The following is a 24,670-nucleotide window of genomic DNA, read 5'->3' as shown; positions in this document are numbered from 1 at the left end:
CTTGTTGCTACTTTTTAAAATGTCTGTGCTACTTTAATAGAAATTTCTTTATTTAGCCTCTTCTCAGAACAATCAGAGCACACTCTTTCTCAGTGCACTCTTGGAATTATTGTTCTTTTGTATCAGACAATGCTCGTTGTGCAATAAGCTCACGTGCATCATCAAGTTCTACATTGAGAGCGAGTGAACGCATTTCTTTTACCAATACATTAAAGCTCTCTGGTATACCTGCCTCAAATGTATCGTCACCACGCACAATCGCCTCATAAACTTTTGTTCGACCAGCCACATCATCCGATTTGACTGTTAGCATCTCTTGCAAAGTATATGCTGCGCCATAAGCTTCAAGTGCCCAGACCTCCATTTCACCAAAACGCTGACCACCAAATTGTGCTTTACCACCTAATGGCTGCTGCGTAACAAGTGAATATGGTCCAATCGAACGCGCATGAATTTTATCATCAACAAGGTGATGCAATTTCAACATGTAAATATAACCCACCGTCACTGGACGATCAAAAGGCTCTCCAGTGCGACCATCATAAAGCGTAACCTGCCCTGAGCTATCTAAGCCAGCTTCTTCAAGCATCATATTAATATCAGCTTCATGCGCTCCATCAAAAACAGGCGTTGCAATTGAAACACCTTTTCTCATCTGCTGCGCTAATTTGTAAAGGCTCTCATTGTCATATTGACGCACTGGTTCATTATGATCATTATCAGGCAAGAGACTCTCAATACGCTGACGTAAAGGAAGTATATCCCCAGTCTCTTGATACAAATCTACCAACTTACCAATCTTCTTGCCCATACCTGCGCACGCCCAACCAAGGTGCGTCTCAAGAATTTGACCCACATTCATACGACTAGGCACACCAAGCGGATTCAAGACGATATCAGCATGGGTCCCATCTTCAAGAAATGGCATATCTTCTATTGGAAGAATACGTGATACAACACCTTTGTTACCATGACGTCCCGCCATCTTATCGCCTGGTTGGATTTTGCGTTTCACAGCCACAAAAACTTTCACCATCTTCATGACACCAGGGGGCATTTCATCGCCTCTTTGGACCTTCTCAACTTTATCCATAAAACGGCGTTGCAACGCTTCTTTTGATTCATCATACTGTTTGCGCAAAGCCTCAATTTCATTCTGAAGCTTTTCGTCTTCAACAGCAAATTGCCACCACTGCGATCTTGGATAATGACCCATTATCGTACTGTCGAGCTTCTTGCTTTTTACAAAACCTTTTGGACCTTCTACAGCAACTTTACCTACCAACATATCGGTAAGACGTGCATAGACATTGCGATCAAGAATCGACTGTTCATCATCACGGTCTTTAGCTAAACGCTCAATTTCTTCACGTTCAATGGCCATCGCACGTTCATCTTTTTCCACACCATGGCAGTTAAAAACACGAACTTCCACAACAGTCCCAAAAGTCCCAGGAGGCATTCGCATCGAAGTATCACGAACATCTGAAGCCTTTTCCCCAAAAATTGCACGCAGAAGCTTCTCTTCCGGTGTCATGGGACTTTCACCCTTTGGTGTAATCTTACCAACCAAAATATCACCAGGCTGAACTTCAGCACCAATATAAATAATACCAGCCTCGTCAAGATTCCTTAGAGCCTCTTCCGCAACATTAGGAATATCACGCGTAATCTCTTCAGGACCAAGCTTTGTATCACGTGCTGCAACCTCAAACTCTTCAATATGAATGGAGGTAAAAACATCATCGGCAACAATACGCTCGGAAAGCAAAATGGAATCTTCATAATTGTATCCATTCCAAGGCATAAATGCCACCAAAACATTCCGCCCAAGAGCTAGATCACCAAGATCGGTAGACGGCCCATCTGCAATGATATTACCCTTCTCTATCCGATCACCAACATGCACAAGAGGACGCTGATTAATACAAGTAGACTGATTGGAACGCTGAAATTTCTGTAAACGGTAAATATCAACGCCAGACTTGGAAGGATCTAAATCCTCTGTGGCACGGATAACAATACGGGTGGCATCAACTTGATCAACAATACCAGCACGCTTTGCACCAACAGCGGCTCCTGAATCACGAGCTACTATTGCTTCCATACCCGTACCAACAAATGGCGCTTCAGCACGCACAAGCGGAACTGCCTGACGCTGCATATTCGATCCCATAAGCGCACGATTGGCATCATCATTTTCCAAAAACGGAATAAGAGCAGCAGCTACTGAAACCAACTGTTTTGGTGAAACATCCATTAAATCAACATGATCACGCGGTGCCATCAAAACTTCACCCGCATGACGGCAGACAACAAATTCTTCTGTAAAACGCCCTTCAGAATCTAATGACGAATTGGCCTGAGCTACATAATGCTTTGATTCTTCCATAGCAGAAAGATAAATAACTTCTGTAGTCACTTTACCATCAATAATTTTGCGGTATGGACTTTCAATAAAACCATATTTATTAACACGCGCAAAAGTTGCTAAGGAATTAATCAGACCAATATTAGGACCCTCCGGTGTTTCAATCGGACAAATACGACCATAATGCGTAGGATGGACGTCACGAACTTCAAAACCTGCACGTTCGCGGGTCAAACCGCCTGGACCAAGAGCAGAAAGACGACGCTTATGGGTAATTTCAGATAATGGATTGGTTTGATCCATAAACTGCGATAACTGTGAAGACCCAAAAAATTCACGAACCGCTGCAGCTGCTGGCTTTGCATTGATCAAATCCTGTGGCATAACCGTGTCAATTTCAACAGATGACATACGCTCTTTTATCGCACGCTCCATACGAAGCAAACCAATGCGATACTGATTTTCCATCAATTCGCCAACTGAACGAACGCGACGATTGCCAAGGTTATCAATATCATCAATTTCCCCACGCCCATCACGCAATTCAACCAACATCTTAACAACAGCAAGAATATCTTCTTGACGCAAAACACGAACCGTGTCCGGACAATCAAGATCCATACGCAAATTCATCTTAACACGTCCAACAGCGGAAAGATCGTAACGCTCCGGATCAAAAAATAATGAATGGAACATAGCTTCTGCTGTGTCTATTGTCGGTGGCTCACCTGGACGCATGACTCGATAAATATCAAACAATGCATCTTGACGACTTTCGTTTTTATCGACTTTTAAAGTGTTACGGATATATGCCCCAATATTCATATGATCAATATCAAGGATATTAATTTGATCCGCATTAACATCAAATAAAATCTTTAATGCTTTTTCGTCAATCTCATCACCAGCTTCAAGATAAATCTCACCTGTCTCATAATTGACTATATCTTCCGCTAGATAGGATCCTAATAAATCATCCTCACTGACTTTAACTGCCTTTAGACCTTTTTCTGCCAAAGTCTTTACAGCACGAATCGTTAGCTTTTTACCAGCTTCAGCAACAACTTCACCACTGTCTGCATCTACAAGGTCAGAAACGAGCTTCATTCCTTTAAAGCGATCAACAGAATAAGGAATACGCCATCCATCTCCGTCCCGTTCATAAGCAACTTTATTATAAAAAGTCGACAAAATATCTGACGCATCCATACCTAATGCCATTAAAAGGCTCGTAACAGGAATCTTGCGCCGCCGATCAATACGAGCATAAATGATGTCCTTAGCATCAAATTCAATATCAAGCCAAGAACCGCGATAAGGAATAACACGAGCAGCAAAAAGAAACTTTCCCGATGAATGCGATTTTCCTTTATCATGGTCAAAAAAGACACCAGGAGAACGATGCATCTGTGAAACAATAACACGCTCTGTACCATTAACGATAAAGGTACCATTCGTCGTCATTAAAGGCATATCGCCCATATAAACGCCCTGTTCTTTAATATCTTTGATATCTTTCGAGCCAGTATCCTCATCAACATCAAAAACGATTAGACGCAATATGACTTTTAATGGTGCAGCATAAGTCAAATCACGTTGACGACATTCTTCAACATCAAATTTTGGTAAATCAAATTCATAACCAACAAACTCGAGCATAGCTGTACCGGAAAAATCCGAAATAGGAAATACCGATTTAAAAACAGCCTGTAAGCCTTCATCTGGACGCCCGCCTTTCGGTTCCTCAATCATGAGAAACTGATCGTATGATGCTTTTTGAACCTCAATAAGATTTGGCATTTCTGCCACTTCGGGAATCTTACCAAAAAACTTGCGTACGCGCTTACGACCATTGAATTGTGACGTCATTGCTAGGGTCTGAGCCATCGTCGCTCCTCGATCTTTACTCTTCAAGGTAGACTAAACCTTGAAAGCTTTACATCATTAACCTGCACATGCAGACCAGTTCATTTGATACCCATAGTGAGTATCATCAACTCACCCCATTAACAGCAGCCATTGATTTACTTGGCTCTACAATGAGGGGCACTAGGAGTAAAACCCACATCCGTTACAGCCACTGAACTGTTGGAAAGGGTTTCATTAACCACCTTTTCTCCTTTCAGGAGAAAGAAATCGGCGAACATGAATGCCCGCCGATAAAACCAAATTTACTTAAGTTCAACTTTAGCACCAGCAGCTTCAAGTTGAGATTTAATTTTTTCTGCTTCGTCTTTAGAAGCACCCTCTTTAATAGGCTTAGGCGCTCCCTCAACAAGATCTTTAGCTTCTTTAAGACCAAGTCCAGTAAGAGCACGAACTTCCTTAATGACATTAATTTTTTGAGCACCACCTTCAACAAGAATGACATCAAATTCTGTTTTTTCTTCAGCAGCTGGAGCAGCAGCACCGGCAACAGCAGCAACAGCTACAGGAGCAGCAGCTGAAACTCCCCATTTTTCTTCAAGTAATTTAGAAAGCTCTGCAGCTTCCAAAAGAGTTAGGTTAGAAAGGTCCTCTACGATCTTCTCTAGATCAGCCATTTTAAAATTCCTTCAATTAAAAGATTTGAACCATTGTTTAGAACTTATTCAAAAAAAATAGAAAAGCATCCAAGCTCTCCCATTACCATGAATACAAAACAGCCTTAAGCCGCTTTACCCTCCTGAGCATATGCGCCAATAACACGTGCAACCTGCCCACCAGGTGCATTAACAACCTGTGCAATACGGGTCGCAGGAGTAGAAACCATACCAACAAGTTTCGCCCGCAACTCATTTAATGAAGGCAATGAAGCCAAAGACTTCACAGCATCTACACTCAAATTTGTTGCACCCATTGAACCGCCAAGGATGACAAACTTGTCATTGGTTTTCGCAAAATCAACAGCAATTTTTGGCGCTGTAATTGGATCTTCTGAATAAGCAATCAGTGTCTGCCCAGTAAACAAACCCACTATCGATTCAGATTCCGTGCCCTGAAGAGCGATTTTAGCAAGACGGTTTTTGGCGACTTTAACGGCACCGCCAGCTTCACCCATTTTTGAACGAAGATCGTTCATCTGTGAAACTGTCAGACCGGAATAATGTGCAACAACAACAGAACCAGACTTTCGAAAAGCCTCATTAAGCCATGTAACAAATTCGCGTTTTTCCGCTCTATTCACTGTCTCTCTCCATTTAACAGATTTGCTTAAAACAAACCTGCTGGTTACCTTTGATAACATAAAATACTTCATGCTATCGATGAGGATCCTGTCCCCTTTTTCACGCACAACGATCAAAGGCAACCTTGGCTCAAACCCTTTAAGTCTTCAAACTCTATAGTTCTTACCCCAGTCTCATGAAGGTTTTTATGATTAAGATACTCAAATAGTACCACCCACAATCTCGGACAGGATATTCCGGAATTTCTTCCGGTACAACCTAAGCTCAATAAAGCCTAGATAGCTGAATGCCAACAAAAAGCGACACCCTAAATATATTTTTGATATTCACATACCCCAAAATAAAATTATAAATCTGCACCTATTCTGAACGAACGGTTGCAGGATCAACTTTAATTCCAACCCCCATAGTAGAAGAAACTGCGACACGCTTAATATATTCACCTTTTGCACCTTGTGGCTTAGCTTTAATAACCGCACTCGCAAAAGCTTTAATATTTTCTATTATCTTCTCAACCCCAAAAGAAGCCTTACCAATACCAGCATGCACAATACCAGCTTTTTCAACACGAAACTCAACAGCACCACCTTTAGAAGCCTTAACAGCACTGGCAACATCAAGTGTTACGGTACCAACTTTAGGATTTGGCATCAAACTCCGTGGACCTAGTATCTTACCAAGACGACCAACAAGAGGCATCATGTCTGGTGTTGCAATACAACGATCAAAATCAATCGTCCCACCATTAATGCTTTCGAACAAATCTTCAGCTCCTACAATATCTGCACCAGCAGCCTTAGCTTCTTCAGCCTTATCCCCACGTGCAAAAACAGCAACACGAACATGGCGCCCAGTTCCATTGGGCAAATGCGCAACACCTCTAACCATTTGATCTGCATGACGCGGATCAACACCTAAATTCATTGAAATCTCAATTGTTTCATCAAACTTAGCAACCGCACGCTCTTTAATCATCGAGACTGCATCTTTTAAAGCGTAAAGTTGATTAAAATCAATATCTTTACGAATATTTTTTATTCTCTTTGCTACTTTTGCCATAACATTAGCCTACCACTTCCAAGCCCATAGAGCGCGCAGAACCTTCAATCATGCGCATTGCTGCCTCAACGTCATTTGCATTAAGATCCTTCATTTTTGCCTCTGCAATTGAACGAATTTTATCACGAGAGATACTGCCCACAGATATTTTACCAGGCTCTTTCGAGCCAGACTTCAAATTTGCTTCCTTCTTTAAGAAAAACGATACAGGAGGCGTCTTTAGAGAAAATGTGAAAGACTTATCTTGGTAATAAGTGATAACTACTGGTATCGGTGCCCCTTTTTCCATTTCCTGCGTAGCCGCATTAAATGCCTTACAGAACTCCATAATATTAATACCACGCTGACCAAGAGCAGGACCAATCGGTGGAGACGGTGTAGCCGCCCCGGCAGGAACCTGCAGCTTGAGCTGACCTATACTTTTTTTTGCCATAACAATCTGCCTTCAATTTTACTGGTAAACCGACAATTAATCTTGCCTGCCACCGGCTGCAGTCAAGTGGTTCGGATCCTTAAGCCGACAATAGCCATAAATCACCTCCCACCAGTTACTTAAAGTGATTAAAACCACCCTAAGCTTAATCAGAGTTTTTCAACCTGACCAAACTCCAAATCAACGGGCGTAGGACGCCCAAAAATTAGCACCTCAACCTTAAGGCGAGAGCGCTCTTCTTCAACCTCTTGAACAACTCCGTTAAATGAAACAAAAGGACCATCAGCAACACGCACTTGCTCTCCAACCTCAAACAACACAGAAGACTTTGGAGAACCAACACCTTCCTGAACTTGTTTAAGAATCTGCTCCGCTTCTCGATCAGAAATAGGAACAGGACGTGAATCTGAACCTAAAAAACCTGTCACTTTAGGCGTATTCTTAATGAGATGATAAACCTCATCTGTTAACTCAGCACAAACAAGAACATAACCAGGAAAAAATTTTCGCTCTGTATCAATCTTACGACCACGACGAACTTCAACAACACGCTCTGTGGGAACAAAAATTTTTTCAAATAAGTGATCAAGCCCTTTTTGTTTCGCTTCCTTCTCAATAGCTTCCGCTACTTTCTTTTCAAAATTTGAATACGCTTGAACAATATACCAACGAGCAGCCACAATCACACTTCCTTGCACCATCAACCAAAAAGATACTTCAGGAGATCAATACCACGCCAAACACTAAAATGCATAACCTGATCTACAATAAAAAAGAAAGCTGAAGCCAATGCCGTTACTAACAACACCATAACAGTAGAAATCACCGTCTCACGACGGGTAGGCCACTTCACTTTAACTGTTTCTGCATAAACCTGCCTTAAAAAGGTAATGGGATTACTTTTAGTTGCCATCAGTCACCACTATACTCTTTGCTCTAACCTTATTGTAATCTATACAACAAATAAAATACGACGAAAATGCGAAAGACTAAACTTCAGCCTTATACAGTCACCTCGTTCTTTACTCAATACCGATTCATGGACAAAAAAACAAGCCCTATACAAAAAAAAGCAAAGAAGGCAGTGCAAATCTACCTTCTCACCGACTAAAACCCATTCACTTCTGGCAGGGGCAGCAGGACTTGAACCCGCGACCTGCGGTTTTGGAGACCGCCGCTCTACCAACTGAGCTATACCCCTAACTCTGTAAAATTAAAATACCTCGCAATACACCTTCAGTAACTATTATGAATATTATTTACTCAATGATTTTAGAAACGATACCTGCACCAACAGTACGACCACCTTCACGAATAGCAAAACGAAGCTTCTCTTCCATAGCAATCGGAACGATCAATGAAACATCCATTGCAACATTATCACCAGGCATAACCATCTCTGTACCTTCTGGTAGCGTAACAATCCCCGTCACATCTGTTGTACGGAAGTAAAACTGTGGACGATAATTCGTGAAAAAGGGTGTATGACGACCACCTTCATCTTTCGTTAAAATGTAAGCCTCTGCTTTAAACCGCGTGTGAGGTGTAACGGAACCAGGTTTCGCCAAAACTTGTCCGCGCTCAATCCCTTCACGATCAATACCTCGAAGCAACGCTCCAATGTTATCACCAGCCTGACCCTGATCTAAAAGCTTACGGAACATTTCAACCCCTGTAACTGTCGTCTTAGAAGTTGGTCGAATTCCTATAATCTCAATTTCCTCACCAACTTTAATAACACCCCGCTCAACACGACCAGTCACAACAGTTCCACGACCCGATATCGAAAAAACATCCTCTATCGGCATCAAAAATGGTTGATCAACAGGACGCTCAGGAGTTGGTATATAATTATCCACTTCACTCATTAAAAGGCGGACAGCATCTTCACCAATGCTTTTATCTTTGTCCTCAAGGGCAGCCAACGCTGAACCTTTAACTATTGGAATATCATCTCCTGGGAAGTCATATTTCGATAAAAGCTCCCGAACTTCAAGCTCAACAAGTTCCAAAAGCTCAGCATCATCAACCTGATCAACCTTATTAAGAAAAACCACAATCGCAGGAACACCAACCTGACGCGCCAAAAGAATATGCTCACGAGTCTGAGGCATGGGACCATCAGCGGCAGAAACAACCAAAATCGCACCATCCATCTGTGCTGCTCCTGTAATCATGTTCTTCACATAATCTGCGTGCCCAGGACAATCAACATGCGCATAGTGACGCTTCTCTGTTTCATACTCAACATGCGCGGTGGAAATAGTAATCCCACGTGCACGCTCTTCTGGTGCTGCATCAATTTGGTCATACGCTTTAAATTCACCAAAATATTTCGTAATTGCTGCCGTCAATGAAGTCTTCCCATGATCAACGTGACCAATGGTACCAATATTAACATGCGGCTTCGTACGTTCAAATTTGCTCTTTGCCATTGCTGTCAATCTCTTATCTTGTTAGCACCTAGAATAGGCTTCCAGAACTGAATCAAACTGGACCAAAAAACAGCCCAACCATTACAACTCTTAGACGGCAAACTCCGCCCAATTTATGATGAAAATTATTTTCCATCGTGGTCACTTGCCTAATCACCAACAATGTCTGGCATCAATAATCATTTGGAGCGGGTAGCGGGAATCGAACCCGCATATTCAGCTTGGAAGGCTGCTGCTCTACCATTGAGCTATACCCGCATACCATTTAATAACTTTCTTCCGATGAATGGTGGAGGGGGTTGGATTCGAACCAACGTAGCATACGCAACGGATTTACAGTCCGCCCCCTTTAACCACTCGGGCACCCCTCCATTACATCGTCAAAGTTGCGCGATGAGGCATCACTACAACCAATTCTTGATCACTTATCCAATTGATTGGTCGCGGGGTGGTTATGCCGATTACTATCGTATCTGTCAACAGAATAAATACAATTCTGTACAAAATTCCCTAATAATTTTAAAATACAGCTTTTTTCTATCTACTTTTGTCATTAACACGCTATAAAGAAAATATGAAAGAAAAAATATCGAAAAATTTTGACTATGCTCGTCTACGGCCTCGATCCCACTATGCAAAAGGCTTTCCCTCTCCGCCCGCAACGCACATGGACCAGAAAAAATCCTTCTTAAAAGAAGGAATAATTCACCTTTATGGGATCCACTCAATTTATGCAGCTTTAAAAAATCCCAAAAGGGTTTTTAAGCATCTCTATGCAACACCAAATGCCTTAAAACGATTAAATATACCCGAATCAGATTTCCCTTGTCCCATTACATTATGCACACCTAAAAAACTTGATTCGCTCGTTGGAAGTGATGCAGTTCATCAAGGTGTTGTTGCCGAAACTGTCCCTCTCAAGCCGTGCCAATTGTCTGAACTAACGAATACTGATCTTGTCATTGTAATGGATCAAATTACCGATCCACATAATGTCGGCGCTATTATGCGTTCTGCAGTTGCATTTAAAGCTGGAGCACTCATCACTACTTTTCGTCACTCTCCCCAAGAAAGTGGCGTTCTTGCCAAAGCCGCCTCAGGAGCTCTAGAGATGATTAATTATATAACTGTACAAAACCTCTCTAACGCCCTCCAAGAACTTCATAAAGCAGGTTTTACTAGCTTTGGTCTCGATTCCGAAGGTGAGTATCCTCTAGAAACAGCATTAACAGGCGAAAAAATTGCCCTTGTCCTAGGAGCAGAAGGTAAAGGCTTACGCAAAAAAACACGTGAAACTGTTGGCGCCTTAACACGCCTTGATATGCCTGGAAACATTAAATCATTAAATGTTTCAAACGCAGCAACAATAGCACTCTATGCAGCTCATAAACATCTTAGACTGTAATTTTTACTTTATCATGCGAAATATCAAAAAAACCAACTAAAAAAAAGCCTGAAAAAAGCCCGCCAATATGGCTCTCCCATGCAATTGAAACATTCCCTCCTTCAAACAGAGAAGAGGAAATTCCTATGATAAAATTAATCATCAGCCATATGCCAACATAAATCTGCACCGTCTTCGAACAAAGCGCTTTTTTAATCGACCTCAAAGGGCCAAAAAATCTCTTATTCCGTACACTGACACCAACATAAACAGCGGAAAAACCGTAACGTGCAACGGCCCCCATCATTCCAGAAATTACACCAGAAGCCCCGACAACCGGGACTGTACTATCTTGATGAAATGTAAAATAAGTCAACACAGAAATAGCTGCCGTTAATACCCAAAAAATTAAAAAACGTAAACTGCCCAACTGCCTTACCAAAGGAGATCCAAAAACCAAAAGCCAAGCCATATTAATAGCAACATGTTCAAAACTACCATGCATGAATGAATAACTCATAATAGTATGACCAAATGCTAAAGGCTCTGCCTTGAATAACACCGGTGTAAATGAAAAAAATTGAAGGCTTTTAAAATAGAGCCAACCAGAAAAAAAATACTGCGGAATGAAATAAATATAACAACAAAGTGCTATCAAAACGACTATAATAAATGGGACATTAAGCAATGGTTCTTTAGGCTGTTTTGATAAAAAAAGAGTATTATTACATTTGTGGTCAGCATCTTTCATGGTATAAAATTTCCTACTCTTTGTAGAATTAGATAGTCCTTCGTACAAAACAGATATATGCATTTTGATAATGAAGAACCGAACTTAAAACTTATATTCCTTTAGTTCTTACTTCTAAATATCGAATGTCTTACCATGAAAAGCTTTTTGTATCTTATACAAAACTATTAAAAAACGGATATAAAAACCTTCCCCATGAAATGGCTAACCCGTTCTAACGCAAATTGAGATTGTTTAAATTAGCTGAACTTCTTATTGTATCCATAGTCTTGATTGCTAATCTATTTAATGCGATCAACCAAAATGAAAAGACTAGACCCTCATTAGAATCATAGAGCATAAACCCATTTGTGTTCTTTCTGTGTAATAATGATGACTTATCGTTGCAATTTGATAACCTACATCTTCAAGAAAACCACCACAAACGCAAAATAAACAACCTATCTATTAAGCACCCGAGTAAAAATAATATAGAAGATTTATAATAAATAATGCGTTGATTTTAATATATAATTTTACATAAAAGATCATTGAGGGGATAGATTTTGAGCGCTCTGCTTGCAATCTTGTAACCACACGTCATAAATAGGGTGCTCTACAGCATTCAAGCCAGGACTATCGGCATACATCCATCCTGTAAAAATACGCCGTACTTTTTTATCTAATGTTATTTCATTAACTTCAATAAACCCAGTTGTGCGGGTCGGCTCGTCCTCAGAACTGGTATAACACACTCGCGGTGTTACCTGAAAAGCACCGTATTGATAAACTTCACCAAGAGAAACTTCAAAACGCGTGGTCCGACCAGTAATTTTATCAAGCCCCGAAAAAACAGCAATTCCATTGCTAATACGTGCAGCTTGCACTCTGCTCATTGAAGACAAGAACACTATAATCCCGACAAAAAAAGCACAAAAAAGACGCCTCAACCCTGTCAGTAAAAAAAAACTCATAACATCAAATCAATCGCATTTAAAAATAATTCTAATTACAAAATAGCGCAAACTAAGAAAAAATACACTCACGCATTAAAACAGGTCATTTTCTAGGTGACCATGCATCATAATCTTCGTATATAGAAGAGCGCTCATCGTTATGAACAATGGAGCTCTTTGGTCGATATGCTGCATTTGTCCCTGTCATGTTAGCAATATGGGGCTTTTCCCATTCATACGGCTGATAATTCTCCTGCGTAGGCGGATTATCACAGCGATGATGGATCCAACCATGCCAACCTGGTGGAATAGTAGAAGCTTCAGAATAATCTTTATAAATTACCCAGCGGCGCCTATAACCATCTTTATGGCAGCCACCCTCATAATAAATATTCCCAAACTGGTCCTCCCCTACACGCTTGCCTTTGCACCACGTGAAAAAGCGTGTATTGATGGTATTACCACTCCACCACGTAAAGATTTGCTTAAAAAAACTAGCCATTCTTTATTCCATTTCTTAGCATGCTGATAAAATGAACCGTTGGAATAAACCTCTTATGACACTTGAAATTACTGAAAATAAAAATTATCCGTAAAATTAATCACAATTTCATTTTATAGAAAATCTTAATTCGTATTCTTTAGCTATAAAAATAGCATATTTATGGACTTTTCTCCACCCTATAACATTAATCTATACCAAGTTTTACCTTCACAAGTTCATTCACAGTCTGAGGATTTGCCTTACCACCTGTTGCCTTCATTACCTGTCCAACAAACCAACCAACTAAAGCGGGTTTTTGTTTTGCTTGCGCCACTTTATCAGAATTATTAGCAACAATTTCATCAACAGCTCTCTCAATCGCCTTTGTATCTGTTACCTGCTTCATATTGCGTTCTTCGACAACCTGACGTGGATCCCCACCTTCACTCCAAATAATCTCAAACAGATCCTTAGCAATTTTTCCAGAAATAGTGCCTTCTTTAATAAGATCAATGATGCACCCCAATTGGTTTGGTGTTATCGGTGTCTCTTCAATCCCACGATTATCTTTATTTAAAGCACCCAAAAGATCATTGATCACCCAATTAGCAGCCATCTTCCCATCACGGCCACGTGCCACTTCTTCAAAATAGTCAGCAATTGCTTTTTCTGTTACAAGAATCGAGGCGTCATACGGAGTCAACCCCATCTTATTGATAAAACGTTCTCTTATATCATCAGGTAATTCGGGCAATTCTTCTGCCAAAGCGTCGACAAATGCTTGATCAAATTCCAATGGTAAAAGATCAGGGTCAGGAAAATAGCGATAATCATGTGCTTCTTCCTTTGAACGCATAGACCGCGTTTCACCTTTAGCTGCGTCAAAAAGCCGAGTTTCTTGATTTATTACACCACCATCTTCTAAAATTGCAATCTGACGACGTGCCTCATATTCAATCGCTTGACCAATAAAACGAATAGAGTTAACATTCTTGATCTCACAGCGTGTTCCAAAATCTTCACCAGGACGACGAACTGATACATTAACATCCGCACGCATAGAACCTTCATCCATATTGCCATCGCAGGTACCCAAATAACGAACAATTGTACGCAATTTTGTCATATAGGCTTTGGCTTCATCTGCTGAGCGCATATCTGGTTTAGAAACAATTTCCATAAGCGCAACACCAGAACGGTTAAGATCTACAAAAGACATTGTTGGGTGTTGATCGTGCATTGACTTTCCAGCATCCTGTTCAAGGTGCAATCTTTCAATCCCAATTTCAATGTCTTCAAACTGGCCATTTGAATCCGGACCAACAGATATGGTGACCTTCCCCTCACCTACAATCGGATAGCGAAATTGAGAAATTTGATACCCCTGCGGTAAATCAGGATAGAAATAATTCTTGCGATCAAAAACAGATTTCAGATTAATGTTAGCCTTTAATCCTAAGCCAGTTCGAACCGCTTGACGAACACATTCATGGTTAATAACAGGTAGCATACCAGGCATAGCAGCATCAATAAACGATACGTGATTATTTGGCTCAGCACCAAATTTGGTTGACGCACCTGAAAAAAGTTTTGAATTTGATATGATTTGCGCATGAACCTCCATGCCAATGATGACTTCCCAATCACCTGTAACGCCAGAAATAAAACGCTTAGAATCAGGAGTACGCGTATCAATGATTCCCATTGCCAATCCACTATTAATATTTTAAAGCATATTCGATGGCTAATCTAAAACCACTATAAGTGCAAGCCTAGAATATAAATGTAATAAAAGAGCCCTACTTTAATCAGGCTTTTCTCTTGAGAAAATATTAACCTTTTTTAGATGCTTTTTTCTTGGCTGGAGCCTTTTCTGCATTTTTTTCTTTCACTGCTGTTTTTTTCTTCTCTGGTTTTTTTTCGGTTAAATCTGATTCATCATATTCCTTCATCAGCTCTTCAACTGTCACTTCTTTATCTGTGACTTTTATCCGCGCTAGCAAATGGTCAATGACTTTTTCTTCAAAGATTGGAGCACGTAGATTTGCAACAGCTTCAGGTGTTTTACGGAAAAAATCCATAATCTCTTTTTCTTGCCCAGGATATTGGCGAACCTGATCAAAAACTGCTGCCTTTAGTTCATCCTCACTTATTTTAACACCAACTTTCATCCCAATTTCAGAAAGTACCAAACCGAGACGAACACGACGCTGCGCAAGCACACGATATTCTTCTCGCGCTTCCTCCTCTGTAACTCCTTCATCTTCGAAAGTGCGTCCAGCCTTTTTCAGATCATCATTAACCTGGGCCCATATATTGTTAAACTCAATTTCCAAGAGTCCTTCAGGAATTTCAAAACTGTAATCAGCATCTAAAGCATCAAGAATTTGACGCTTAATTTTTTGACGAGTCATTGAGCCATATTGATTTTCTATCTGCCCACGAACAACTTCACGTAAACGATCTAGAGATTCTAAACCAACTTTTTGCGCTGCTTCATCATCAATTTTTAACGAATCCGGTTTAGAGACAGCTTTAACAGTGATATCAAATTCTGCATCACGACCAGCCAAATGTACTGCACTATAATTATCAGGAAATTTAACAGAAATTGTTTTCATATCACCTGCCTTCACGCCAACCAATTGCTCCTCAAAACCAGGAATAAATTGTTTTGATCCAAGAATCAGTTGTGCACCATGATCTGCTCCCCCCTCAAATGGGACACCCTCAAGTTTTCCTAGATAATCTATTGTAACACGATCACCTTCTTCAGAAGTTCCCTCTTTTAACGAATAACTACGGGTAGAAGAAAGGATACGCTCTACTTGCTCATCAATCTCTTGTTCAGGAATAACCGCAATTTCACGAATAATTTCAATATGTTCAAAGTCTTTAATTTCAAATTTTGGTAAAACTTCATACTTCAAACTGAAAACCAAATCGGCTTTAGCATCCAGAATTTTTTCATCTTCATCTATATCAATCTGCGGCTGCATAGCTGAACGTTCATTGCGGTCAGCTAAAATAGAACGGGGCGCATCGCTTACAATCTCATTAAGAATTTCCGCCATAAAAGATTTGCCGTACATCTTTCGCAGGTATCCAGCAGGCACCTTACCGGGACGAAAACCATTAAGCTTGATCTTACCTTTGGTATCATCCAACCGTTCATTCAATCTTTCTTCTAAATCTCTCGCCGGAACCACGATCTTAATTTCGCGTTTCAGTCCTTCATTAAGCGTCTCGGTAACCTGCATCAAACAACCTTCATTTTTTTCTAAGGAGAGGGGTAACCCACTCTGATAAATTACATTCTAACACTGGAGTGTCAAATCACCATGAAGTGGAATTCCAAACACGTAAAAATCCGTAGTGCTCAAGAAACTCCATTGGTGCGGATGGAGGGACTCGAACCCCCACGGTCTCCCGCCAGAACCTAAATCTGGTGCGTCTACCAATTTCGCCACATCCGCTCAAACTTACAAGCCAGTAACCTTATACAAGCGGCGTTTCTATACCATTAATTAAAGAAAAAAAGCAAACAAATATATTCAAAAAGCTAAATACACATCATTCTTAATAAATGACAAAAACAAAATCTATGCTTTTCAGACAGAAAAGCTTCCGCTATATGTTAAATATGTTCAATACTCCAATCCATATCATAGGCGGCGGTCTAGCAGGTAGTGAAGCAAGCTGGCAAATCGCTCAATCAAGAATCCCTGTTGTTTTGCATGAAATGCGGCCTCAAAAGAAGTCTGATGCCCATAAAACCGATAAGCTTGCAGAACTTGTCTGTTCCAATTCATTCCGTTCTGATGATTCCTCTACAAATGCCGTAGGACTTTTACATACTGAAATGCGATTAGCAAAATCCTTGATTATGAAGGCTGCGGATGCCAATAAAGTACCTGCAGGAAGTGCGCTTGCCGTTGATCGTAATAGATTTTCAAAAAATGTTACAGAAACACTCGAGAATCATCCTCTAATAACTATAGAACGTGAGGAAATTCAAAAGATTCCTGAGGATTGGCGTCACGTTATCATTGCAACTGGCCCCCTTACTTCACCAACTCTCGCTCAAGCAATACAAGCAATAACTGGAACAGAAGCGCTCTCTTTTTTTGATGCCATTGCCCCCATTATCTACACAGATAGTATTGATATGGACATTTGTTGGTATCAATCTCGCTATGATAAAATCGGACCTGAGGGAACTGGAAAGGATTACCTTAATTGCCCCCTTAATAAAGAACAATATGAAGCATTTGTTCAAGCGCTGAAAAGTGCAGAAAAAACAGAATTCCGTGACTTTGAAAAAACACCGTATTTCGATGGATGCCTGCCAATCGAAGTTATGGCTGAACGCGGCCTTGAAACTTTAAGGCATGGCCCCATGAAACCTATGGGATTAACTAATGCCCACAATCCCACAGTTAAAGCCTACGCCGTCGTCCAATTACGCCAAGACAATAAACTTGGAACCCTTTATAATATGGTCGGCTTTCAAACAAAACTAAAATATGGCGAACAAATTCGCATTTTTAGAATGATCCCTGGTCTTGAAAAAGCTGAGTTTGCACGCCTTGGGGGACTTCACCGCAATACCTATCTCAACTCACCAATCATTCTTGATCAAACTCTTCGTTTAAAAGAAAGGCCTCAACTGCGCTTTGCTGGACAAATTACTGGATGTGAAGGTTATGTAGAATCATCTGCAATAGGGCTTCTCGCTGGACGTTTTGCCGCCGCTGAATATAACAATAACACCCCTTGCCTACCACCACCAACCACAGCGTTTGGGGCTCTTTTGAACCATATTACAGGCGGCCACATCGTAATGGAAGAAACAGAGAGAAAATCCTTTCAACCAATGAATATCAATTTTGGACTTTTCCCACCGATTGCTTCTATCAATCACTCAGGAAAACGCTTGACAAGCAAAGAAAAAAAAATAGCGAAAAAGCAAGCACTAACTGCAAGAGCCCTGAATGACTGTATACAATGGTTAAAAGGCGTAGAAAAAAATAATTCCTAAACCAATCTATTTTTTCTCATTTTCATGAGATATAAACCACAAATTTTCCGACTATTCGATCCGTATTGTGGTCTCTAATTTGTTGAACAGCATAGAAAATTTAAAAGAAAATTTTACTATAAATAGATTTGTTATTATTATAAAAACGAATCCTAAAAACACCTTAATCGTCAAATGCGATAAAAAATCAATCAGACGTACCTTCAATATCAACATTTCCATTGCTACTATAAATGTCAGCTATAAAAAAGCACGATAGCCCCTCAAGATCAATGTTTTATTGAAATGTTGGAATTTATCTATGCACATCAACCGCATGCAAATCTTGAAAATATCTTCAAAACTCACAATATTGGAAGAAAAAAAACGCTGCAAAACTTTATCTAAGAAGTATGTGCAAAATACTCGCGAAAAAAACCCGTTTATAAATAAACTGGGTTTTTTTCCAGTGTAACGTAAATTATTTATTATTAACAGCTTCTTTAAGAGTTTTTCCTGCAGAGAATTTGGGTACAGAACGCGCTGGAATATCAATTTCAGCTCCAGTCGAAGGATTGCGTCCTTTTGTAGCAGCACGACGAGAAACTTCGAAAGAACCAAACCCCGGAAGACGAACATCACCTCCTGAAGCTAAAGCTTCCGTTACAGAAGCGATAAAAGCATCAACGACAGAGCCAGCTTGCGCCTTCGAAACACCTGCCTTTTCAGCAACGGAGTTAACCAATTCACTTTTATTCATTAAACATTTCCTTTCCCTATATTACCAGATAACACAACTTAACCGTGTCATCCATCAGTTTATTGAAAAGTACAATAAACAGAAGTCTTATTTTTATCCAAGACATTGTTTTTTAGCAATAATCACAGTTATTCACGGATTTTTTTTACTTTTTCTCAAAATAGATAGAGAAAGAAACAAGAAAATGTCTGCTGTTTCTTTGAAAATGTAGTTAAAAATCAGATAATGAATCAGTGCGCAATCTGCATTCCTTCACTATCGCTCTCTGTCCTGATAGCTACAGGCACCGTGGAAGGCTCCGTCCATTCAATAGGATCAGGAAAACGAACCAAAGCATGGTTGAGAACTTCGCTTACATGACTTACCGGAATAATTTCCATATTATTTTTGACATCATCGGGAATATCAATCAAATCCTTTGCATTTTCTTCAGGAATGAGCACTTTCCTTATACCTCCTCGAAGAGCCGCAAGCAGTTTTTCTTTCAATCCACCAATCGGCAAAACACGCCCACGTAAAGTAATTTCACCAGTCATCGCAATATCTTTATACACAGCTATCCCTGTTAACACCGAAACAATTGCAGTAACCATTGCAATCCCAGCTGATGGACCATCTTTTGGTGTAGCACCTTCTGGAACATGAACATGGATATCGCGCTTATCAAAAAGGGGAGGTTCAATGCCAAAATCAATAGCACGAAACCGTACATAAGACGCTGCTGCTGAAATTGACTCTTTCATGATATCACGCAAATTTCCAGTTACGGTCATTTTGCCTTTACCTGACATCATAACACCTTCGATAGTCAATAGCTCCCCACCAACCTCGGTCCACGCAAGTCCAGTAACAATCCCAACCTGATTTTCTCCTTCAATCTGGTTGTAACGATAACGTTTAACACCTAGGAAATCATCAATATTATTTTCCGTAATCTTTACGGATTTTTGATACGTTTTAAGAATTTTTGTAACTGATTTACGTGCTATCTTCATTAATTCACGCTCAAGGTTACGAACACCCGCTTCACGCGTGTAAAATTGAATAATCGATCTTATAGCTCCATCAGAAACACTCAACTCCTTTTTAGACAAACAGTGATCTTTCAATGCTTTTGGTAAAAGATGCTGTTTAACAATCTCCATTTTTTCACATTCAGTATAGCCAGCAATACGAATAATTTCCATACGATCCATTAACGGCCCTGGGATATTAAGAGTATTGGCAGTTGTAATAAACATAACATCAGAAAGATCATATTCGACTTCCAAATAGTGATCAATAAAAGTACCATTTTGTTCAGGATCAAGCACTTCTAATAAAGCCGATGCAGGATCTCCACGGAAATCTTGCCCCATTTTATCAATTTCATCGAGTAAGAAAAGTGGATTAGACTTTTTAGCTTTTTTCATAGACTGAATAATTTTTCCAGGCATAGAACCAATATATGTGCGACGATGTCCACGAATTTCTGCTTCATCTCGCACACCTCCTAGTGAGATACGAACGTATTCACGCCCCGTCGCTTTTGCAATAGAGCGAGCAAGTGATGTTTTCCCTACACCAGGTGGCCCCAGTAAACAAATAATAGGACCTTTTATTTTTGATGCTCGGCTTTGTACTGCTAAATATTCAACAATTCTCTCCTTGACTTTTTCAAGACCAAAATGTTCATTATTCATGACTTTTTCAGCAAAATCTAAATTGTTTTTGATTTTCGACTTTTTGCCCCAAGGCATTGCTAATAACCAATCAAGATAGTTACGTACAACTGTTGCCTCTGCAGACATAGGAGACATATTCCGTAACTTTCTGAATTCTGCCTCTGCCTTTTCGCGTGCTTCCTTCGAAAACTTTGTCTTCGTGATGCGGTCTTCTAACTCAGAGAGCTCATCGCGGCTATCATCACCTGCTCCTAATTCTTTCTGGATAGCCTTCATTTGCTCATTGAGATAATATTCACGTTGGTTTTTTTCCATTTGCCGTTTAACATGCGAACGAATACGCTTCTCAACCTGCAAAACAGAAATCTCTCCTTCCATGAAAGAAAGAACACGCTCAAGGCGATCACGAATAGGCAATAGCGCTAATATTTCTTGTTTTTCTGAAAGTTTAATCATCAAATGAGAGGAAATAGTATCGGCAAGCTTAGAAGGATTATCGATCTGGCCAATAGCATTGACAATTTCAGGAGAAATTTTTTTATTAAGCTTTACATAATTTTCAAAATAGGCAATCACCGATCTTGAGAGAGCTTCAATCTCAACATCATTCTCCCTAGACTCCTCGATAATAGTTGCACAAGCTTGATGATAATCTTCATGTGCTGTAAACTGGATAATTCTTGCGCGAGCAATCCCCTCAACCAAAACCTTTACGGTTCCATCAGGAAGCTTCAAAAGTTGAAGAATATTAGCAAACGTCCCAATATCATAAATATCTTCCGATTTTGGATCGTCATCAGAAGCATTCTTTTGTGTAACTAATAATATCTGCTTATCAACTGCCATCGTCTCTTCAAGAGCGCGAATTGATTTTTCTCGGCCTACAAAAAGTGGAACAATCATATGTGGGAAGACAACGATATCACGAAGAGGTAAAACAGCGTAAACCCCTTCTCTTACCCCATCTGTCTTTTCATCAATATATTGCATAATTCTCCTTTCTGGAGCCTATGTGATCTATTTACTACACAAGCCCGCCCTTAGAAAGCCTCCAGCTCTCCACAATACATGAAGTGGTAACTGCGAACATATAAATCAAGCATTCTGACTACAATACCCAAAAACAACCATCCTCAAATGGTGTTTATTACCACTTCTCATATCGCATAATATCATGCCGATACATTTTCTTTATCTTCTGCACATTCTGAGTAAATATAAAGAGGACGTGCTTCGCCATCAACTACATCACTCGAAATGACCACTTTTTGAACTCCTTCAAGAGCTGGAAGCTCAAACATAGTCTCAAGAAGTATCTTCTCCATAATAGAGCGCAAACCACGCGCACCAGTTTTACGCTCAATCGCCTTCTTAGCAATAACCCGTAAAGCATCTTCATGAAATGCTAACTCAACATTTTCCATCTCAAAAAGACGCTGATATTGCTTCACCAACGCATTTTTAGGTTGTGATAAAATTTGAACAAGTGCGTTAACATCCAAATCCTCTAAAGTAGCCACAATGGGAAGACGACCAATAAACTCTGGTATCAAACCGAACTTTATAAGATCTTCTGGCTCTAAATCACGAAAAATCTCACCGACACAACGTTCATCAGGTGCCTTAACTGTAGCAGAAAAACCAATGGAAGTTTTTTTACCACGTCCTGAAATAATTCGCTCCAAACCAGCAAAAGCTCCGCCACAAATGAACAAAATATTTGTTGTATCAACCTGAAGAAACTCTTGCTGCGGATGCTTGCGCCCCCCCTGAGGAGGAACAGAAGCAATTGTTCCTTCCATAATTTTTAACAACGCTTGCTGAACACCTTCCCCTGAAACATCTCTTGTAATAGAAGGATTGTCAGCTTTGCGAGAAATCTTATCAACCTCATCAATATAAACAATACCACGTTGTGCTCGTTCGACATTATAGTCAGCAGCTTGCAGAAGTTTCAAAATAATATTTTCAACATCTTCACCCACATAGCCTGCTTCAGTCAAAGTGGTAGCATCTGCCATCGTAAAAGGTACATCAATAATACGCGCCAATGTTTGTGCTAGATAAGTTTTACCACATCCCGTTGGACCAACAAGGAGAATGTTTGATTTTGCTAACTCAATATCATTGCTTTTAGACTGATGCGCAAGCCGTTTATAATGATTATGAACAGCAACGGAAAGAACGCGCTTTGCATGCTGCTGGCCAATAACGTAGTCATCAAGAACTGTTATAATCTCCTGTGGAGTAGGAACACCATCACGCGCCTTAATGCTAGAAGATTTATTTTCTTCACGAATAATATCCATGCAAAGCTCTACACATTCATCACAGATGAACACAGTAGGACCCGCGATGAGTTTACGCACTTCATGCTGACTTTTGCCGCAGAACGAGCAATAGAGAGTATTTTTTGATTCGCTCCCGCTATTGCCAATCTTGCTCATTTCATTTTCCTTTCACCACGATATATGAATACTTCGTCTTTCCAAAGGAAGCTTTTCATAACGACAATTAAAAGACATATACAAAACTATGCGTATCACAATATCTTTAGGTGTTTTTATTATTATTTTCGCGATATTTTTACAAAATTCTTTCTTAAAAGTAGTTCTCTTTTCTATAAAAATTCTTAATCTTTTTCTTCTTTTTCAGTTTCTGCGCGATATTGTATAACGTCATCAACTAAGCCAAACTGTTTGGCTTCTTCCGCTGTCATAAAGTGATCACGATCGAGAGTTCTCTCAATAACCTCATAATCCTGACCAGTATGTTGAACATAAATTTCATTTAAACGTTGTTTCATCTTTATAATGTCTTGCGCATGCCTTTCAATATCTGAAGCCTGACCTTGAAACCCCCCAGATGGCTGATGCACCATAATACGTGCATTCGGCAAAGTAAAACGGTGTCCTTTCGCTCCAGCCGTTAAAAGTAACGACCCCATAGAAGCAGCTTGGCCCATGCAAAGCGTAGAAACAGGAGGGCGAATAAACTGCATAGTATCGTAAATTGCCATACCAGATGTTACCACACCACCTGGTGAATTTATATAAAGACTAATTTCTTTCTTAGGATTTTCCGCTTCCAAGAAGAGCAATTGCGCACAAACAAGCATCGCCATGCCATCTTCAACAGGACCATTAATAAAAATAATCCGTTCTTTTAAAAGACGAGAAAAAATATCATAAGCCCGTTCGCCGCGATTAGTTTGTTCAATAACCATAGGAATAAGGCTTAATGCTGTTTTCATTGGATTATCCATGTTTTTACTTCCGTTCATATAAAAATCGCTCTTCACGCATTTAACACCTTCATCCTTAGGCTAACACTCTTCTCTTACGCAAGCCATAATCAACAACTGTTTAAGCAAGATTAAAATCCCAATGGTTAAAATAGTAATAACAACTCTAACTGAATAAATGATGAGCATCAGGAAACAAGACACTGCCCAATGGTAAAAGCTTCCCTCTTGTGGTTTTTTGAGTGCTCTTTGCCTTTCTGTGGATATGAAATCCTATAAAACATGGATGTTCAAACGGTTCAACTCCAAAAGCTGGATCAAAAATACACTCAGTTTTTCGCCCCGTCCAATAATAAAAAGTTTCCTTCTGCTTTGCTTCATGAAAAAAACCATAGCGTTTAGCCAATCGTGAAATACCATCATTGCCAAATATCGTAACTCCAAGATTTTTCGGTAAAATCGGCATTTTTTTCCTCTTTAACCAAAACGGCGTCCAAACACGACGTTTAAACCCAAGCCATTCAGGAACAATCTCTGTACTTGCCCCATAATCTTCAAACACCTTTATAATAGGGTTATCAGGTGGAAAATAAAGTGCAGAAACACCTACCTTTACAGTATTTTCTTTTGCAAACCAAACTTTATCCGCATCTGGATGAAACTGTTTAACTAAATAGACATCCGTATATCTAACCAAACACCCTACTGATATTTGATTAACATAACACGAAAAAAATCTGAAAACTGAACAATTGTACACCCTGGATTACCATCAGAAAAATTTGGATCAAGGCAGTAAATTGCCGAACGTAGTAAAATTGATTCAGCATTATGTAATTCAACACCAAAGGGTAGGTTTTCCAATTTATCATAGCTGAAAAGCTTAACACGCTGCCCAGTTTAACCATTGAGGACAAACAAAGCCTATCAACAAGTCTTAATTGTCAACTATACCAAAAAGTG

19 protein-coding genes, 4 tRNA genes and 1 pseudogene are annotated in these 24,670 nt (G+C 39.9%); 2 read left to right on the top strand and 22 right to left on the bottom strand.

Annotated elements, in window-relative coordinates:
- Window positions 1-106: 106 nt before the first annotated feature.
- From rpoB to MCQ_RS01920, 11 genes are all read right to left on the bottom strand, one after another.
- Window positions 107-4,258 (bottom strand): DNA-directed RNA polymerase subunit beta, encoded by a 4,152-nt coding sequence (gene rpoB / locus MCQ_RS01970; RefSeq protein ID WP_006923211.1) that lies wholly within the window; start codon window positions 4,256-4,258, stop codon window positions 107-109.
- Window positions 4,259-4,542: 284 nt separating this feature from the next.
- Window positions 4,543-4,914 carry a 50S ribosomal protein L7/L12 gene (gene rplL, locus MCQ_RS01965; protein ID WP_006923209.1) on the bottom strand — a complete coding sequence of 124 codons (372 nt, stop codon included), beginning with the start codon at window positions 4,912-4,914 and terminating at the stop codon, window positions 4,543-4,545.
- Window positions 4,915-5,018: 104 nt separating this feature from the next.
- Window positions 5,019-5,537 carry a 50S ribosomal protein L10 gene (gene rplJ / locus MCQ_RS01960; RefSeq protein WP_006923208.1) on the bottom strand — a complete coding sequence of 173 codons (519 nt, stop codon included), beginning with the start codon at window positions 5,535-5,537 and terminating at the stop codon, window positions 5,019-5,021.
- A gap of 361 nt (window positions 5,538-5,898) precedes the next feature.
- On the bottom strand, window positions 5,899-6,597 hold the full coding sequence (gene rplA, locus MCQ_RS01955; protein WP_006923207.1) for a 50S ribosomal protein L1: 699 nt from the start codon (window positions 6,595-6,597) through the stop codon (window positions 5,899-5,901).
- Window positions 6,598-6,601: 4 nt separating this feature from the next.
- Window positions 6,602-7,030 carry a 50S ribosomal protein L11 gene (gene rplK / locus MCQ_RS01950; RefSeq protein ID WP_006923206.1) on the bottom strand — a complete coding sequence of 143 codons (429 nt, stop codon included), beginning with the start codon at window positions 7,028-7,030 and terminating at the stop codon, window positions 6,602-6,604.
- Between the two features lie 149 nt (window positions 7,031-7,179).
- The gene (gene nusG, locus MCQ_RS01945; RefSeq protein ID WP_035007775.1) at window positions 7,180-7,710 is read right to left on the bottom strand and encodes a transcription termination/antitermination protein NusG; all 531 of its coding nucleotides are present in this window, start codon (window positions 7,708-7,710) and stop codon (window positions 7,180-7,182) included.
- A gap of 20 nt (window positions 7,711-7,730) precedes the next feature.
- Window positions 7,731-7,943, bottom strand: coding sequence for a preprotein translocase subunit SecE (secE, locus tag MCQ_RS01940; RefSeq protein WP_006923204.1), 213 nt, complete (start codon window positions 7,941-7,943; stop codon window positions 7,731-7,733).
- A gap of 212 nt (window positions 7,944-8,155) precedes the next feature.
- A tRNA-Trp gene (locus MCQ_RS01935) sits at window positions 8,156-8,231 on the bottom strand.
- A 58-nt stretch (window positions 8,232-8,289) separates the two neighbouring features.
- A complete protein-coding gene (gene tuf / locus MCQ_RS01930; protein WP_006923203.1) occupies window positions 8,290-9,465 on the bottom strand; it encodes an elongation factor Tu in 1,176 nt (391 codons plus the stop codon).
- 184 nt (window positions 9,466-9,649) lie between these two features.
- A tRNA-Gly gene (locus MCQ_RS01925) sits at window positions 9,650-9,723 on the bottom strand.
- A 29-nt stretch (window positions 9,724-9,752) separates the two neighbouring features.
- Window positions 9,753-9,836, bottom strand: a tRNA-Tyr gene (locus MCQ_RS01920).
- Window positions 9,837-10,039: 203 nt separating this feature from the next.
- On the opposite strand from MCQ_RS01920, the gene rlmB reads away from it, so the two are divergent.
- On the top strand, window positions 10,040-10,870 hold the full coding sequence (rlmB, locus tag MCQ_RS01915; protein WP_006923202.1) for a 23S rRNA (guanosine(2251)-2'-O)-methyltransferase RlmB: 831 nt from the start codon (window positions 10,040-10,042) through the stop codon (window positions 10,868-10,870).
- Here the strand turns inward: rlmB and MCQ_RS01910 are convergent.
- The 6 genes from MCQ_RS01910 to MCQ_RS01885 form a co-directional block, all read right to left on the bottom strand.
- A complete protein-coding gene (locus MCQ_RS01910; RefSeq protein ID WP_006923201.1) occupies window positions 10,860-11,600 on the bottom strand; it encodes a rhomboid family intramembrane serine protease in 741 nt (246 codons plus the stop codon). The genes rlmB and MCQ_RS01910 overlap by 11 nt on opposite strands.
- A gap of 527 nt (window positions 11,601-12,127) precedes the next feature.
- Window positions 12,128-12,553, bottom strand: a complete 426-nt coding sequence (locus MCQ_RS01905) for a DUF2155 domain-containing protein (RefSeq protein WP_006923200.1) — start codon at window positions 12,551-12,553, stop codon at window positions 12,128-12,130.
- 85 nt (window positions 12,554-12,638) lie between these two features.
- Entirely contained in the window at window positions 12,639-13,037 is a 399-nt protein-coding gene (locus tag MCQ_RS01900) for an NADH:ubiquinone oxidoreductase subunit NDUFA12 (protein ID WP_006923199.1), read from the bottom strand.
- Window positions 13,038-13,224: 187 nt separating this feature from the next.
- A complete protein-coding gene (gene gatB / locus MCQ_RS01895; protein ID WP_006923198.1) occupies window positions 13,225-14,724 on the bottom strand; it encodes an Asp-tRNA(Asn)/Glu-tRNA(Gln) amidotransferase subunit GatB in 1,500 nt (499 codons plus the stop codon).
- A gap of 127 nt (window positions 14,725-14,851) precedes the next feature.
- Entirely contained in the window at window positions 14,852-16,279 is a 1,428-nt protein-coding gene (gene tig, locus MCQ_RS01890) for a trigger factor (RefSeq protein ID WP_006923196.1), read from the bottom strand.
- 133 nt (window positions 16,280-16,412) lie between these two features.
- Window positions 16,413-16,495, bottom strand: a tRNA-Leu gene (locus MCQ_RS01885).
- A gap of 158 nt (window positions 16,496-16,653) precedes the next feature.
- On the opposite strand from MCQ_RS01885, the gene trmFO reads away from it, so the two are divergent.
- Complete coding sequence (gene trmFO, locus MCQ_RS01880; RefSeq protein WP_035007774.1) at window positions 16,654-18,060, top strand: methylenetetrahydrofolate--tRNA-(uracil(54)-C(5))-methyltransferase (FADH(2)-oxidizing) TrmFO; 1,407 nt, start codon at window positions 16,654-16,656, stop codon at window positions 18,058-18,060.
- A gap of 460 nt (window positions 18,061-18,520) precedes the next feature.
- Here the strand turns inward: trmFO and MCQ_RS01875 are convergent, their stop codons facing one another.
- The 5 genes and pseudogenes from MCQ_RS01875 to MCQ_RS01855 form a co-directional block, all read right to left on the bottom strand.
- Window positions 18,521-18,799: an HU family DNA-binding protein gene (locus MCQ_RS01875; RefSeq protein WP_006923194.1), complete on the bottom strand. Its 279-nt coding sequence runs from the start codon at window positions 18,797-18,799 to the stop codon at window positions 18,521-18,523.
- A 230-nt stretch (window positions 18,800-19,029) separates the two neighbouring features.
- Window positions 19,030-21,453, bottom strand: a complete 2,424-nt coding sequence (gene lon / locus MCQ_RS01870) for an endopeptidase La (RefSeq protein ID WP_006923193.1) — start codon at window positions 21,451-21,453, stop codon at window positions 19,030-19,032.
- Between the two features lie 182 nt (window positions 21,454-21,635).
- Window positions 21,636-22,910: an ATP-dependent Clp protease ATP-binding subunit ClpX gene (clpX, locus tag MCQ_RS01865; RefSeq protein WP_006923192.1), complete on the bottom strand. Its 1,275-nt coding sequence runs from the start codon at window positions 22,908-22,910 to the stop codon at window positions 21,636-21,638.
- A 185-nt stretch (window positions 22,911-23,095) separates the two neighbouring features.
- Complete coding sequence (gene clpP / locus MCQ_RS01860) at window positions 23,096-23,728, bottom strand: ATP-dependent Clp endopeptidase proteolytic subunit ClpP (RefSeq protein WP_006923191.1); 633 nt, start codon at window positions 23,726-23,728, stop codon at window positions 23,096-23,098.
- A 145-nt stretch (window positions 23,729-23,873) separates the two neighbouring features.
- Window positions 23,874-24,615 (bottom strand): annotated as a pseudogene (locus MCQ_RS01855) (glycosyltransferase family 32 protein).
- Window positions 24,616-24,670: the final 55 nt, after the last annotated feature.

The sequence above is a fragment of the Candidatus Bartonella washoeensis Sb944nv genome (genome assembly GCF_000278135.1).
Classification (GTDB): domain Bacteria; phylum Pseudomonadota; class Alphaproteobacteria; order Rhizobiales; family Rhizobiaceae; genus Bartonella; species Bartonella washoeensis.
Note: the sequence above shows the minus strand (reverse complement) of the source record. Positions and strands in the feature narration are given on the sequence as shown.